The sequence below is a fragment of the Oligella urethralis DSM 7531 genome (assembly GCF_000372065.1).
Taxonomy (GTDB): Bacteria; Pseudomonadota; Gammaproteobacteria; order Burkholderiales; family Burkholderiaceae_B; genus Oligella; species Oligella urethralis.
Window position 1 is genome coordinate 1 of sequence record NZ_AQVB01000009.1, and the last position, 15444, is coordinate 15444.

14 protein-coding genes and 2 pseudogenes are annotated in these 15444 nt (G+C 44.7%); 8 read left to right on the forward strand and 8 right to left on the reverse strand.

Features of this window, described 5'->3' with window-relative positions; all coding sequences use genetic code 11:
* From A3GA_RS0106400 to A3GA_RS11435, 3 genes and pseudogenes are all read right to left on the reverse strand, one after another.
* Positions 1–581, reverse strand: a 581-nt coding sequence (locus tag A3GA_RS0106400) for an IS3 family transposase (protein WP_338045951.1), incomplete at its 3' end; no start/stop codon positions are given.
* A gap of 11 nt (positions 582–592) precedes the next feature.
* Complete coding sequence (locus A3GA_RS0106405; RefSeq protein ID WP_018026568.1) at positions 593–871, reverse strand: transposase; 279 nt, start codon at positions 869–871, stop codon at positions 593–595.
* 65 nt (positions 872–936) lie between these two features.
* Positions 937–1245 (reverse strand): annotated as a pseudogene (locus tag A3GA_RS11435) (transposase); the annotation flags it as partial.
* 55 nt (positions 1246–1300) lie between these two features.
* Here A3GA_RS11435 and A3GA_RS11995 point away from each other — a divergent pair.
* Together A3GA_RS11995 and A3GA_RS11440 are read left to right on the forward strand one after the other, a co-directional pair.
* Positions 1301–1465, forward strand: a pseudogene (locus A3GA_RS11995) (integrase core domain-containing protein); the annotation flags it as partial.
* 10 nt (positions 1466–1475) lie between these two features.
* Positions 1476–1856, forward strand: coding sequence for a Fic/DOC family protein (locus tag A3GA_RS11440; protein ID WP_244264050.1), 381 nt, complete (start codon positions 1476–1478; stop codon positions 1854–1856).
* A 124-nt stretch (positions 1857–1980) separates the two neighbouring features.
* Here A3GA_RS11440 and dcm read toward each other — a convergent pair whose 3' ends face one another.
* Complete coding sequence (gene dcm, locus A3GA_RS0106420; protein ID WP_208854084.1) at positions 1981–3327, reverse strand: DNA (cytosine-5-)-methyltransferase; 1347 nt, start codon at positions 3325–3327, stop codon at positions 1981–1983.
* Positions 3328–3340: 13 nt separating this feature from the next.
* Positions 3341–4081: a PmeII family type II restriction endonuclease gene (locus A3GA_RS0106425; protein WP_018026571.1), complete on the reverse strand. Its 741-nt coding sequence runs from the start codon at positions 4079–4081 to the stop codon at positions 3341–3343.
* A gap of 119 nt (positions 4082–4200) precedes the next feature.
* Here A3GA_RS0106425 and A3GA_RS0106430 point away from each other — a divergent pair, with 119 nt between their 5' ends.
* A complete protein-coding gene (locus tag A3GA_RS0106430; RefSeq protein ID WP_018026572.1) occupies positions 4201–4557 on the forward strand; it encodes a DUF6693 family protein in 357 nt (118 codons plus the stop codon).
* Between the two features lie 79 nt (positions 4558–4636).
* Here A3GA_RS0106430 and A3GA_RS0106435 read toward each other — a convergent pair whose 3' ends face one another.
* From A3GA_RS0106435 to A3GA_RS0106445, 3 genes are all read right to left on the reverse strand, one after another.
* Positions 4637–5875 (reverse strand): MFS transporter, encoded by a 1239-nt coding sequence (locus tag A3GA_RS0106435; protein WP_018026573.1) that lies wholly within the window; start codon positions 5873–5875, stop codon positions 4637–4639.
* A 53-nt stretch (positions 5876–5928) separates the two neighbouring features.
* Positions 5929–7167, reverse strand: a complete 1239-nt coding sequence (locus A3GA_RS0106440; protein ID WP_026156847.1) for an MFS transporter — start codon at positions 7165–7167, stop codon at positions 5929–5931.
* A gap of 127 nt (positions 7168–7294) precedes the next feature.
* Positions 7295–8080 carry a transporter substrate-binding domain-containing protein gene (locus A3GA_RS0106445; protein ID WP_018026575.1) on the reverse strand — a complete coding sequence of 262 codons (786 nt, stop codon included), beginning with the start codon at positions 8078–8080 and terminating at the stop codon, positions 7295–7297.
* 209 nt (positions 8081–8289) lie between these two features.
* On the opposite strand from A3GA_RS0106445, the gene A3GA_RS0106450 reads away from it, so the two are divergent.
* The 5 genes from A3GA_RS0106450 to selA all read left to right on the forward strand — a co-directional run bounded on the left by A3GA_RS0106450 (position 8290) and on the right by selA (position 15441).
* Positions 8290–8997 carry an ABC transporter permease gene (locus A3GA_RS0106450; protein WP_018026576.1) on the forward strand — a complete coding sequence of 236 codons (708 nt, stop codon included), beginning with the start codon at positions 8290–8292 and terminating at the stop codon, positions 8995–8997.
* Positions 8990–9703, forward strand: a complete 714-nt coding sequence (locus tag A3GA_RS0106455) for an ABC transporter permease (RefSeq protein WP_018026577.1) — start codon at positions 8990–8992, stop codon at positions 9701–9703. Before A3GA_RS0106450 ends, A3GA_RS0106455 begins: the two co-directional genes overlap by 8 nt.
* 188 nt (positions 9704–9891) lie before the next feature.
* Positions 9892–12963: a formate dehydrogenase-N subunit alpha gene (gene fdnG, locus A3GA_RS0106465; protein ID WP_147278380.1), complete on the forward strand. Its 3072-nt coding sequence runs from the start codon at positions 9892–9894 to the stop codon at positions 12961–12963.
* A gap of 86 nt (positions 12964–13049) precedes the next feature.
* Positions 13050–13994: a formate dehydrogenase accessory protein FdhE gene (fdhE, locus tag A3GA_RS0106470; RefSeq protein WP_018026580.1), complete on the forward strand. Its 945-nt coding sequence runs from the start codon at positions 13050–13052 to the stop codon at positions 13992–13994.
* A 16-nt stretch (positions 13995–14010) separates the two neighbouring features.
* Positions 14011–15441, forward strand: coding sequence for an L-seryl-tRNA(Sec) selenium transferase (gene selA, locus A3GA_RS0106475; RefSeq protein WP_018026581.1), 1431 nt, complete (start codon positions 14011–14013; stop codon positions 15439–15441).
* Positions 15442–15444 lie beyond the last annotated feature (3 nt).

The following is a 15444-nucleotide window of genomic DNA, read 5'->3' on the forward strand; positions in this document are numbered from 1 at the left end:
CTAAAGTCAGCACTGCAATATTGACTCCCTTGATCGGAGTGAATCAATACGTCTCGTGGGCATCCTTGTTGAAGCATAGCCATACGCAAACTCTCATTGACTAATTGACGATCAATTCGCGAGCCTGTTGTCCAACCCACAATACGACGACTAAATAAATCTAACATGACACAAAGATAGAGCCATCCTTCCTGAGTTCTTAAATAAGTAATATCGGTAACCCAGACTTTATTAGGAGCACTTACCGTAAACTGCCGATTTAAATGGTTCGCCACCACAGGAAGGCGGTGATTAGAGTCCGTAGTTCTCTTGAATTTACGTGCCACTTTGCAGCGTAAATTCGCCTCTTGCAGATAACGTCCGATAGTACGCTCAGACACATAAAAGCCTTGTTCGCGCATGTCCTGAACTAAGCTTGGTGCGCCTACGCGCCCTTTGTGCTTTAAAAACTCACGATGTAACGCCAGCTTTAAGGCACAAGGCTGTGTAGAACGCTTACGCCAGGCATAGAAGCCTGAGCAACTGACCGATAAGGTTCGGCAAAGGATAGCTAAAGGATAGCATTCCAAGTTCTCCAGAATAAACGTGTACTTTAGCGACTTGGATTTTTGACAAAGTACACGTGCGCCTTTTTTAAGATTTCATTTGCCTGTTTCAGTTCAAGATTCTCTTTTTCAAGCTGACGAATGCGCTCTTGCTCAGGGCTTAAAGGACGTTTACTTGTTCCGCCTTGTTGCTGCCGTATCCAACGGTCTAAGGTAGATTCGCCAATGCCTAAATGATTGGCAAGTGCGGCAATAGATTGGTCGCTATTAGCTAAGGCATAGCTAACAGCTTGTTGTTTAAATTCTGGACTAAAGCGTTTGGGCATGTTAATTTCTCCTGTGAAATAAGCATACGCTTTAGAGGGAGTGTTTGTCTACTTTTCTGACTAGGATCATCCAACAGGGATTGCAACTTTTTTCTGGCGCGTATCTCCAACATCGCCTCACCATAGGCTTCTTGTAGATCTTTCACCTTACGCTCATATTGCTCTCGAATATCGTGAGGTTTAGCTCGTAGGGCATTCTCCATGCCCTCAGTGGCCTCCTCAATCCATCCTTCAATCTCGGAAGGGGATAAATCGTAGGTTCGACTGGCTTCGGAAACGGTGGTTTTGCCTTTAAAAATATCTAAAACTAACGCATTTTTACGCTTGGCTGTCCAACGACGATTCTCTGACTTCATCTCTGTACTCATGGTCAAATTTTCTCCAAAATATCAAATTAAGACCTGAGCAGGTTTTTACTGGGTCATTACATGGCTAACCCAGAATCTCTTCGAGAGTTTAGAAGAAGTTCAGCACGGAGCGACTGCTTGGCTCTGGACTTACAATAACGAACGCCCCAACATGGCATTAGGTGGCATCACACCGAGGCAAAAATTACATCAACATAAATTAAATAATTCTACTGCCAACTGCTAGTAAAAATGGGGTGATTACCAACCATATTGAAGTAGGCACAACAAAGGGGCTTCAAGAAATACATAACTATTTGTTTGATGGTCTTTATGATTTCGTGGGACAAATAAGGACGTTAAATATCTCCAAAGGTAGTTTTAGATTTGCTACGGCTTTGTATTTGAATGATGCATTATCAAAAATAGAATTGATGCCTGAAAGCACATTTGAAGAGATTGTTGAAAAATATGTGGAAATGAATATTGCTCATCCCTTTATGGAGGGTAATGGACGAGCAACAAGAATCTGGTTAGATTTAATCTTGAAAAAAGTTTCAAAAAAATTATTAACTGGCAGTTCGTTGATAAAACCCTCTATTTACAAGCAATGGAAAGAAGCCCGCTTAATGACTTAGAACTAAGAGTGCTTCTTCATAAAAACTTAACTGATGATGTTGAAAATCGTGATGTCATTTTCAAAGGAATCAAGCAATCTTACTACTACGAGGGCTATCAAAAAGAAAATGATAGTTAATGATTTTAACTGATAACCATTTCCTCAGCATAAACCGTTTTTCCACTTTTACTATCAATCATTTCTATATCATTTAAAAGCCGTACTAAGGATCTACCAACACAATGGGCTAGATTGACAGGTACAGCATTACCAATTTGCTTATATTGTGAACTTAGAGAACCTTCAAAAGCCCAATCATCAGGAAATGTTTGAATTCGTGCGTATTCACGGATCGTTAAAGGTCGAGTTTCTTCTGGATGACAACGCTCAGTTTGTTTTTGGGCAGGAGCGCAGGTGAGCGTTAAGCTAGGTTCATCCCAAGATAGTCGGCGTGCCATACCAGTCTTACCGCCCCCTAGGAAATAGCTTTTTTGCATATACTCTCGTTGAAGCTCATCAGGTAGGTCTTTCCAGTAACCTCCTTGAGGTACTTGCGCTAGAATTTCTGCTTTTCTTTTTGGGTATTGTTGACCTGCTGATTCAGCGACATCAGTTGGATATAATTCACCTGCTTTTAAGGCATCACGTACCGTCAAAATACGGTGATAAGGAGAAGGCCATTTAAATTCTACTTTGTCAGCTAAGTCTTTGCGAATGGCAATCAGAAAGAGGCGTTCTCTTTTTTGTGGCACCTTGTAAAACATGGCTTTTAAAACGCGAGGTGGCACAAGGTAATAGCCTAATTCATCAATAATATGAGAGATGGTTTCTAAGGTTTTTCCACCATCGTGATTAAGCAGACCACGAACATTTTCAGCAAGAAATACTTTTGGGTTGGTTTCTTTGACAGCACGTGCAAATTCAAAAAATAATGTGCCTCGTGTATCTTCAAACCCTAGTTTTTTACCGGCATAAGAAAATGCTTGGCATGGGAATCCACCAGACAAAATATCAATTTGATTGTAATAGGGGGTGAAGTCTATCTTGGAAATATCACCTTCAACAACATTCCACTCGGGACGATTTTGACGAAGTGTTTTACAGGCATCTTTGTCTATTTCATTTAGCAAAATTGATTCAAAGCCTGCCATTTCTAAACCAATTGCAAGGCCACCAGCGCCAGCAAATAATTCTAATAATTTATAAGGTTTTAAGGCTTTAGTTTTAATTTCTTCAGACCAAGAGCTATTGAATAAAAGCTGTGCTTGCTCAAAAACTTCTAACTGCGAGCGATGGTACACCCGATAGTTATTATCAGAATCACGTATAGGTACGAGCGTACCGTTTTTATCCCAACGACGAAGTGTTTCTTTGGAAACACCTAAAATATCAGCGACTTGTGCAATGGAAAAATGGGTGGGACTTTTCATAAAAAATAATATATAAACCTTGGTTATGGTTACTTTAATCTTATTTTGTATGGCAGTCAAACGTTATTCATGGTTATTTACTAATACTTTTTATTTCCTCAGTTTCAGCAAGTATTTTAACAATATACTCTAATTCTGATTTCGCGTTAATTTCTTTAGATGCTTCATCTATCGCTTCAATCAATTGGTCGTAAAAGTCTTTTTCACCTGTTAATCGATGCCAAAACTCTTGACCAATATAAATATTGTAGTGGTGTACATCGCGGAGTCTTCTATAGTTAGCACTTAACTTCTCTGGCGTTCCATATAAGATACCAATCACTAAGTCATCATTTGGTATGCGCAGGTTATTGGTACGTGAAAGGTTTTTAACTCTAGTAAAGGCGCGATCAATTGTTTCTACATCATCATTATTGATCGTTTGTGGACCAGCCTTTAATTGGCAGAATTTTCTGTGGCCATCTAATTGGTCGATAAACTCAATGTCCATGCCGCTGACAATACTGCCCTCAGCAAGAATGTCACGCATAGAGCTAATAAAACTTTGCATATTTTGACCAAAAGAAGTGCTAATAGAAGTACCTAAAGTGCGTGGGTAAACAAGCACTCTGGCAATGCTTTCGGGGTCATTGTTTCCAGTCAAAAACCTTGCAAGGTAGGAGGTTAGAAAGGGATTGATGTTAAATTCTGCAGGGTTGACTAATTTTTTTGCATTTTGGAGATGCTTTTTTGCAATGGTATCTACAAACCAAGTTTGAGCCATTTTAAGCATTTGATTCTTTTGTGCCTCTGTGATTTTATTTAAAACTGGCATAGGAAAACTCCATAATTATTAAAGATTTAAATGATTTATAACATTATTTTGTTTTTTTAGGTTTTTTTAACCAAGTATTCAAATACAATACAATTTTTGTTGCTAACAAGGGGTTAGAGATGAATGGTTTTGGCGGTTACCAACTCAAGTGTGAGCTAAGTACACTTAGTATCATTGGGCATGCGGTGATTTGGATTTTATTGACGATCGTTACTTTTGGTTTGGCGCTTTTTGTTTTCCCGTATTATATGCAGCGATTTATCATTAACCAGACAAGCGTTTATAATATGGCTGGTCAAAAGGTTGGGCGTTTATTGTGTGAAATTGATTTAGTGAGCATGATTGGCTATATCATTCTCTGGGCCATTTTATCTTTTATCACCTTTGGAATTTTGTATTTCGTATTCTTGTATAAAATCCATGCCCATTGTTATTCAAAAACTCGTATGGTACCGATAGGGGCAGTAGTAGCGTAGATTTTAAGATTGATGTAAATGATAAAGCAGCTGTATTACTCATCAAAGAGTTTATAAGGTAAACCCACCCCCCAATCCATCACCTAATATGCTCCGCCTCTTCAAACTTATCCACCGTTCTCAGTGGCTTAAAGCGCCAGGCCATGGCAGCAACCACCCCTAAGGTGCAGAGACCGCCAAAGACGGCAGCAGGCACGGCACCGATTAAAGCGGCGCTGGTGCCTGCTCTGAAGGTGCCCAATTCATTAGATGAGCTGATAAACAGCATATTGACTGCGTTGACTCTACCACGTAAGTAATCAGGAGTAGAGAATTGTACGAGTGCCGAGCGTATATACACGCTGATCATATCGCCGGCACCGGCAACCACCAGTGCAGCAAAAGACAGCCAGAAGATGGTTGAGAAGGCAAAGACCAGGTTGGCAATACCAAAGACGGCAACGGCCGTAAACATGACTTTACCGACATGGCGATTAAATGGTCGACGGCTCAGGTAAAGCCCGGTACCGATTTCACCAATGGCCATGGCGCTACGTAATAGCCCCAAACCGGTGGAGTCAACATGTAAAACTTCCAGCGCGTAAATGGGTAAGAGAGCGACGACGCCGCCAAGTAATACAGCGAATAAATCTAAGGTGATCGTGCCTAAGATAATCGGATGCTTCCAGATAAATCGTAGACCTTCTGAGAAGCGTTGAAGTACCGTGGTGGAGTTATTTGCGGGGGCGCTATGTTGCTCACTGAATAGGATCGGCACAAAGCTTAATAAAAAGATAGCGATGACAAAAAATAGGCAACAAACGGCATAGCTCAAACCACCGATATAAGCATAGAGTAAACCGCCGAAAACGGGGCCGATGATGGTGGCTACTTTCATTAACATGCTATTGGTAGCCAGTGCTTGAGCGAGTCGCTCACGCGGCACAATTTGCGGTAATAAGCTTTGTAGTGCCGGTCCGTTAAAGGCACGTCCCACGCCGAAGAGTAATAAAACAATGTAGAAAGCATAGACCTTATCGTTGTCACTATAAGAGAGCCAGACCAATAAAGCACTACAGACTGCTAAAACAGCTAAGCTAATAGAGAGAACTGTTTTACGATTAAATCGGTCAATGAGGTCACCGGCATAAGGCAAAAACACCAACATCGGGATAAATTGAGCCAAGCCGACATAGGCTAATGACATAGGGTCGCGGGTGATTTCGTAGATTTGCCAGCCAACCACGATAGCCTGAATTTGCATGGCAAAGACGGCACACATACGTGCAATCAGAAAGGGTAAAAAACCAAGTGTCGCGAAAATATTAGAAGGTTTCAATTTAATACCAATAATGTTTTTTTTAATTTTTTAATACGCCGAAAGTACATGTGCTAGCTAGGTGTAACCTCATCAAAGCGATCAACTTGTCTAAGCGTTTTAATGCACTTAGTAATGAGTGCGACGACAACTAAGGTGCAAAGACTACCCAATACCGCCGTCGGCACAGTGCCTATGAGTGCAGCACTGGTACCTGCACGGAAGCTGCCGAGCTCCGTCGCTGAGTTTGAAAAGAGCGAATTAACGGCATTAACGCGTCCACGTATATAGTCTGGCGTGGCATATTGCATCAGCGCCAAACGCACATACACGCTCACCATATCTGCCGCACCGGCCACCATCAGGGCGGCAAATGATAACCAGAAGATACTTGATAGTGAAAAGACTAAGTTAGCACAACCAAAAATCGCTACGGCTATCAGCATGGCTTTACCCACATGGCGTTCAAACGGATAGCGACTTAGATAAATACCGGTAGCGATTTGACCAATTGCCATCGCACTTCTTAGCAGTCCGAGCCCGGCTGAATCCGTATGCAAGATATCTTGTGCATAAATGGGCAGGAGTGCAATAACTCCTCCTAAAAGCACGGCGAATAGGTCAAGACTCATACTACCTAAAATAATCGGTTGCTTCCGGATAAAGCGGATACCTTCAGAAAATCGTTGCCACACCTTATTGTCATTTTTTGTCGGCGTTTTATGCTGATCGCAATATAGAATAGGTACGAATTTAAGTAATAAAATGCCAAAAAGATAAGCGATACAGCAGACCAGATAAGTCAACACACCGCCGGCATAGGCATAAAGTACCCCACCAATAATAGGCCCACTGATGGTAGCTATTTTTACCGTCATGCTATTGGTTGCAATGGCTTGAGCCAAATGCTCACGAGGAATAATTTGTGGCAAGATGCTTTGTAGAGCAGGCATCATAAAGGCACGGCTGGCACCGAAAAGCAGCAATGCCACATAAAAACCCATCACATTTGTACTGTTGCTCAATGACATCCAGACCAATATGCCACTGCAAAGCGCCGCAACAAACCAACTGATTGCAAGAATGGCTTTACGGCTAAAACGATCAATCACATCCCCTGCATAGGGTAGTAAAAGTAGCATGGGGATAAATTGTACTAAACCGACATAAGCTAAGGATAAGGGATCGCGAGTGATGTCGTATACCTGCCAAGCTACAACAATGGCCTGTATCTGCATGGCAAATACAGCGCATAGTCTAGCTGCTAGAAAAGGCAGGAAACCGGGCGTGGCGTAAATAGTAGTCGACTTCAAGTGATGACCTGATGAAGAGGCTATTTTTGATTTTGAGCTTAGTTACTTGATCTTAATCGATGATGGTCATTCTAGCCATCAAAAAACGGCACTTACAAAGTGCCGTTTTAAAACATTCGTTTATTAATTACTCATCATACACATCGTAATCGAAGTATTCCTTAGCGATTTTATCGTAGGTGCCATCGGCGCGAATCTCGTCAAAGGCGCGGTTGAGGTCGGCTAGTAGCTCTTTGTCCTCTTTGCGCACAGCAAAGGCCGTACCCTTACCAAAGATGGCCTCATCCGCAGAAGTAGGGATAGGATCGCCTAGCACTTCGTAGTCCTGACCACGTGGGCCCTCTAAAAACTGATCAGCCACGCCGCTATCGGCAAAGACCGCATCTAAACGACCTGTTACTAAGTCATTGGCCGCATCCTCAAAGGTTTTATAACGACGGATATTTGCTTCAGTGAAGTATTTTGTCGCATAAACGTCTTGAATCACGCCTTGCTGCACGCCGATAGTGAGTCCCTTAGTACCTTCTTTGGTCGGCTCAGCCTTAAGACCTTTTTTACCAAATAATGGGTTAGGAATTGACCAGACTTTTTGGGTAAAGGCCACGGCACGCTCACGTTCGGGCGTCACACTCATGGAAGAGGCAATCACGTCAAATTTCTTAGCGCGAAGGGCAGGGATGATACCGTCCCATCCTTGATTTTGGAAAGTACATGTCGCCTTTAAACGCTCACACATCGCCTTAGCGAGGTCAATATCAAAGCCCACAATCTCACCGCTCGGCGTGGTCGATTCAAAGGGAGGGTAGGTCGCATCGCTACCAAAGCGAATCGTACGCTCCTGCGCCTGAGCGAGACTACTAGCAAGCGCAAAGCTAAGCAACGTAGCGCCAAATAGCTTTTTTGTGATTGTCATCATCAAGTCCTTTTGTATAAACGATTTTAAAAGTGATTTTAAAATGATAGCCTCTTTTACTGACGGCTACTATAAGGGATAAGCATAAGATATTAGCAAATTATTCAGTGCGAGGCATGGCTGAATCAGGAGTTATTTCTTCAAGTTGAGTTTTCTTACGATTTGTTGCGTATTTTCGGTAAAATCACCTCATTCATTTAAGAGGACCTATGTTTGATTTTGAAGTGATTTGGCAATATATGCCAAGAATACTCCATGGCGCCTTGCTCACGGTTGAGATTGGTGTGCTCTCTGTGCTTTGTGCCATTATGATTGGCTTGATTGGCGCCTTGATGCGACTGTCGGGTAGTGTGGTGTTGGCGTCTATCGCCGGTGCCTACTCAACCATCGTGCGTGCAGTACCCGATTTGATTTGGATGTTGATGGTTTATTACAGTGCGCAATTAGGTCTTAATGCCATTACCTCCGCCTTGGGTTGGTCTGATGTTGAGATTAGTCCTTTTGCTGCGGGTGTCTTTACCTTGAGCTTTATTTTTGGGGCCTATTTCACAGAGACCTTTAGAGCCGCTATTTTAGCGGTGCCAGGTGGGCAGATTGAAGCCGGTTATGCCTATGGTCTGACGCCTTTTCAAGTGCTGTATAGTGTGACTTTTCCGCTGATGATGCGTTATGCCTTACCGGGCGTACGTAATAACTGGTTGGTATTGACCAAATCCACCGCCTTGGTGTCGATCATCGGTTTAGACGATATGACGCGAGTGGCTCAGCAGGCTGGGAGTGCTACGCAATCCTCCTTTGCTTTTAATATTGTGTCCGCTCTACTGTATTTATTGATTACCTATGTTTCATTAAAAGTCTTTGTGTTTTTAGAAAAGCGCTATCAACGTGGTGTCTTAGTAGGGGGTTCTGATGAGTGATACATTAGCGCTTTTTCTATTAGCTCTGCGTACCTGTTTAGATGCCGTGCCAGTGACGATTATGTTGACCTTGGTGTCGGTGTCGATAGGCTTTTTTATCGCCTTGCCCTTATCAGTTATATCATTAAAAAATCGCACTCTGCTGGGTCGTTTAACCAATGGCTTTGTGTATTTTTTTACTGGTACGCCATTATTAGTGCAACTGTATATTTTTTATTACGGTATTCCTAGTTTGGAACCGGTGCGTGAGTTAATGCAGCAGCCGGGTTGGGAGTTTTTAAAATCCGGTTATATCTGGGTTTTAAGTGCTTTAACGCTCAATACCGCAGCCTACTCCACGGTGATTTTTGCCGGTGCGATTAAAAACACCGATCGTGGTGAGGTTGAAGCAGCCATGGCCTATGGCATGAGTAGCTTTCAAGCCATGCACCGAATTATTATCCCATCGGCCTTAAGACGTGCTTTGCCTGCCTATAGTAATGAAGTGATTATGAGTATGCATGCGACGGCCTTGGCTTCCACCGTGACCATAGTGGAGATTGCTGGTGCCGCCAGCTATTTTAATAGCACCTATTATGAGCCCTTTATCGCTTATTCTGCCGCTGCGGTTTTATATTTGATTTTAAATACGCTATTGGTGGTCGGATTTAGACAAGTTGAGAAAAAGCATTTGCTGCACCTTAAATATCGTCACGGTAGTAATTAAGATGCTATCAATTTCTTTAGAACATAAATAATTTACTATCTAAAGTGTGTGGGCGACTACTCAAGCCCTCAAAAAAGCGTTACACTAGCATGGTGGAGCAGTGTAGCTATTGCGCTGCGGAGTTTTTTAACTGAGGTATCATTTCTTGATACGGACGTTGCTATACGTTAATTGTCTGGAGGTTCGTTATGGTAAAGATTACTAGACGACAATTCTTCAAGGCTACCGGTACAGCAGCGGCAGGGTCCAGTCTGACACTACTTGGTGCGGCGCCAACGCCCGCTATGGCAGAAGTTAGACAGTACAAATTAGCGCGTATGACAGAAACGCGTAATACCTGTCCTTACTGTTCAGTGGCCTGTGGATTATTAATGTACGGTATTGGTGATGGTGCTAAAAACGCTATTGACACGATCGTACACATTGAAGGTGACCCGGATAACCCGGTTAACCGTGGTGCCCTCTGTCCTAAGGGTGCCGGTCTGATTGACTTTATTCACAGCCCGAATCGCTTAAAGTACCCCGAGTATCGTGCTCCGGGTTCAGATGAGTGGGTTCGTATGTCGTGGGAAGAGGCCATTGACAAGGTTGCTCGTCTGATGAAAGACGACCGTGACGCAAACTTTATCGAGAAAAATGAAAAGGGCGAAACGGTTAATCGTTGGTTAACAACAGGTATGTTAGCTGCCTCTGCATCGCCTAACGAGGTGGGTTATTTAACTCACAAAGTTATTCGTCCGCTGGGGATGTTAGCATTCGATAACCAGGCTCGTGTTTGACATGGTCCGACGGTAGCAGGTCTTGCTCCGACGTTTGGCCGTGGTGCGATGACGAACCACTGGGTCGATATTAAAAATGCCAATGTTGTATTAGTGATGGGCGGTAACGCCGCTGAAGCACACCCCGTGGGCTTTAGATGGGCGATCGAGGCAAAAACACGCAATAAGGCGACGCTTATCTGTGTGGACCCGCGCTTTAATCGTACAGCATCGGTAGCCGATATCTATGCGCCAATCCGTACGGGTACGGATATTGTGTTCTTGGGCGCAGTCATCAAGTATTTATTGGATAATAACAAGATCCAACATGAATACGTACGTCACTACACTGACTTTAGTTTTGTGGTGCGTGAGGATTTTGATTTTAATGAGGGTATTTACTCCGGTTATAACGAGGAGACTCGTACCTATGACCGTAACACGTGGGAATACGAGATTGACGAAGAAACGGGTTATGTTAAAACTGACCCGAGCTTGACCCATCCACGCTGTGTTTATCAGCTGATGAGAAAGCACTATGAGCGTTATACCCCTGAGATGGTTGAGCGTGTCTGCGGTACGCCTAAGGATAAGTTCTTAGAGATTGTCGAGATTATCTCTTCTACGCATGTACCAAATCGTACCTTAACCATTCTTTATGCCCTAGGCTGGACGCAGCACTCCATCGGTTCGCAAATTATTCGAACCGCAGCGATGATGCAGTTACTCTTGGGTAATATCGGGATGCCGGGTGGTGGTGTTAATGCCTTACGTGGTCACTCCAATATTCAGGGCTTAACCGATTTAGGTCTGATGACTGATCTATTACCTGGTTACCTTACCCTGGCCAAGGACGGTGAGCAGCGCTTTGATGATTACATTAAAGCGCGTGCGCATAAGCCGATGCGTGAGAATCAGTTAAGCTACTGGGGTAATTACAAAAAGTTCTGGGTTAGTTTAAGTAAGGCCTGGTTCGGTAAGGCGGCAACAGCAGCCAATGATTACTGTTATGACTGGTTCCCTAAACTCGATAAGCCGTATGATATGTTACGTGCTTATGAGATGATGACGCAGGGCAAGTTTAACGGTTATATCTGTCAGGGCTTTAACCCATTAGCGGCGGCACCTCACAAGAAAAAGCAATCTGAGGCCTTTGCTAAGTTGAAGTTTATGGTGGTGATGGATCCTTTACGTACAGATACCTCTGAGTTCTGGCGTAATGCAGGCGAGGAAAATGATGTCGATACGGCATCTATCCAAACCGAAGTGATTCGCTTACCGACCAGTTGCTTTGCTGAGGAATCGGGTGCGCTAGTAAACTCCGGACGTGTCTTACAATGGCACTGGAAGGGTGCTAACCCACCGGGTGAAGCCAAGAGTGATATTGAGATTATGGCCTTGCTCTATAATCGCATTCGTGAGCTTTACCTCGAAGAGGGCGGCGCTTTCCCTGATCCAATCCTTAACTTGGATTGGCCGTACAGCACACGTTTAGATCCTTCAGCTGAGGAGTTAGCTAAGGAGATGAGTGGTAAGGCACTGCTTAACTTAACGAGCCCGAGCGATCCGAGCATTGTGACGCGTAAGGCCGGGGAGCAGCTTGCTGGCTTTGCCGAGTTACGTGATGACGGTTCAACCGCTTGTGGTTGTTGGATTTACTCTGGTTCCTTTACCGAGCAGGGTAATATGATGGCACGTCGCGACAATAGCGACCCAACAGGTATTGGTCAAACCCTTAACTGGGCTTGGGCATGGCCTGCGAACCGTCGTATTTTATACAACCGTGCCTCGGCTGACCCTAATGGCCGTCCATGGGATAGTGACCGTGCGCTTGTTTACTGGAACGGTAGAGCCTGGGTAGGCGCTGACGTACCTGACTATAAGGCGGATGAAGCACCGGCTAACGGTATGGGTCCATTTATTATGAACCCTGAGGGTACAGGTCGTTTCTTTGCACGTAAGGGTATGGCCGAAGGTCCGTTCCCTGAGCATTATGAACCGTTCGAGACGCCACTGGCCGTTAACCCGCTGAACCCGAATGAGCCTCGTGCGCTTAATAACCCGGGTGCCCGTGTGTTTAAGCGTGACCTGGAAGATATGGGTAAGGTCGACGAGTTCCCGTACGTAGGTACCACCTATCGTTTAACCGAGCACTTCCATTATTGGACTAAAAACGTCAAGCTCAACGCTATTGCACAACCAGAGCAATTCGTTGAAATTGGCGAGGGCCTAGCTAATAAACTTGGCATTAAGGCCGGTGATCGTGTTAAGGTTTCTTCTAAACGTGACTACATCAAAGCAGTTGCTGTGGTGACTAAGCGTATTAAAACGCTCACGGTCGACGGTAAGGAGTTACATCAGGTTGGTATCCCGTTACACTGGGGCTTTGTAGGTGTGGCTAAAAAAGGCTTCATAGCCAATAGTCTAACGCCAGCGGTCGGTGACGGTAACACTCAGACGCCTGAGTTCAAGTCCTTCCTGGTCAATGTTGAGAAGATTTAATCTATATTTTTCTTAACGGACTAGGTAGGTAGTCCCTTAAAACTGCTCTACAATTAACCATCTGTAGGGCAGTTTTTTATTGGAGTATGACATTGCAAAAAATTCGTTCTAAAGATGAAATTTTAGATGATAGTTCCTTTGCTTTTCCGCGCATTATTTTGCCTGAAGCGAAGTCTGTTTTTAGCTCACGTGCTGCGCGTTTAAGGCAGCTCGCTGAGGATAATCCACTACGTGATTATTTATTATTAATTGCTGTGATAACAGAGGCTCAAGCCGAGGTGGTGACGCGTTATGCCTTGCCGGAGGTGAGTGAGGAAAGGATCGAATCCTCGCAAAAGTACGGTATGCCAGCGTTACAACCAGCCACGATTGAGCGTGATCCCGTGTGGTTAAAGATACTGGCTGATATTCTGCAGTATTTGGTTCAGGCCGATTCCGTTCCGGAGGTGGCGGTGACGGTCGCACAAGCGATGTTAAAGCAAATTGATGATGAGCCAGCGGCCCTCGAGGCCATTGCCGATCGCGTGTTAGCGGATGAGGATGCAGATCCGGCCATGGCACCGGTGATCATGGCGGCTTTGCAGGTCTATTGGACACAGTTAGCAATTGATTTGGGCGAGGACAATTTACCGGTGGTACAAAAGGAATCCGGCGTCTGCCCATGCTGTGGTTCTTTGCCTGTTAGTAGCGTGGTGCAAATCGGTGCTAATCAAGGCATTCGCTATTTAAGTTGTTCCCTATGTTCTACCCTTTGGCATATGGTACGTGTGGTGTGCTCTACCTGCTTAAGCACTAAGGATATTAGTTATTATCATTTGGAGGGGCAGTCGGAAGCCATTAAGGCAGAGGCCTGTCCGAGTTGCCATAGCTATCGGAAGATTTTCTATCAGGAAAAGGATCTGAATGTGGATCCAATTGCTGATGATTTGGCCACATTGCAATTAGATATCTTGATGGCCGATGAGGGTTTGGAGCGCAGCAGCGGTAATCCATTTTTATGGCAAGCGGCTGAAGTAGGCGAAGAAGAGTAGTTATTGAGGGTGTTGTATGACGCAGAGAGTTTCATTTAGAGATTTACCAGCGCTTGATAAGTTGTTAAGTAGTGAGGTTTTTAAGCCTTTGCTGGCGGCGTATGGTCATCAATTGGTGAGTCAGCAAGCGCGGTTGGTATTAGAGGATTTGCGTCAGAACATTCAGCAAAACAAAGCCTTAGTGATTGACTTAAGATCACCTCACTTGAGTCGTGATTTTGCGCAGCTGACAGCGCGTGCTTTACAAAAAAAGACGCAATCCCAGCTGCGACCAGTGTTTAATCTCACTGGGGTGGTACTGCATACCAATTTGGGTCGTGCCTTATTGCCCGAGGTAGCGATTGAGGCCGTGGTTGAGGCCATGCGTGAGCCGATGAATTTAGAGTACGATTTAGCCTCGGGTGGGCGTGGCGATCGGGATGACCTTATTGAGGAGCTGCTCTGTGAATTAACCGGTGCCGAAGCCGCGACAGTGGTTAATAATAACGCTGCCGCCGTATTGCTTATGTTAAATTCCCTCGCTGCTGAGCGTGAGGTGGTGGTGTCACGCGGTGAACTGGTTGAGATTGGTGGGGCCTTCCGAATTCCGGATATTATGAAGCGTGCCTATGTCAACTTGGTGGAAGTAGGTACTACCAATCGCACGCATGCACATGATTATGAGCAAGCCATCGCTGATAACACCGCCATGTTGATGAAGGTGCATTGCAGTAATTATGAAATTAATGGCTTTACCAAAGAGGTGTCGGTGGCTGAGGTGGCAGCCATTGCGAAGCAGCATGGCTTAGCGTGCACCGTTGACTTAGGCAGTGGTACCCTAGTCGATCTCAGGCAATGGGGTTTGCCAGCGGAGGTCACCGTGCGGCAAACCATTGAGGCCGGCGCTGATATTGTGACCTTCAGTGGTGATAAGCTACTCGGTGGTCCGCAAGCTGGTTTGATTGTAGGCCGTGCCGATTTAATTGCAAAAATCAAAAAAAATCCACTCAAACGTGCACTACGCGTTGGCAAAATCACGCTGGCGGCACTGGAGCCAGTGTTGCAACTATACCGCAGTCCGGAGTTATTGGCAGAGCGTTTAACTACGCTGCGTTTATTTACTCGCAGCCCAGATGCGATCAAGCAAAGTGCGGCAAACCTGCAACAGACGCTTCAACAATGGGTGGGTCCTGAGTTTAGGGTGACGGTAGAGGCCATGATGAGCCAAATCGGCAGTGGCGCCATGCCAGTCGAGTTACTACCTAGTTATGGTTTAGCCATGCGTTATGTGGGCGAGGGGCGTCCTGGTCGTCATTTACTGGCTTTAGAAAAGCGCTTACGTCGCCTCTCTAAACCGGTGATCGGGCGGATTGCTGACGATACATTATTATTAGATATGCGTTGTTTGGAAAGGCATCAAGAAGCGGAGTTTTTGGCGCAACTGCAACAGGATTTGACGAGAGTTTAATTC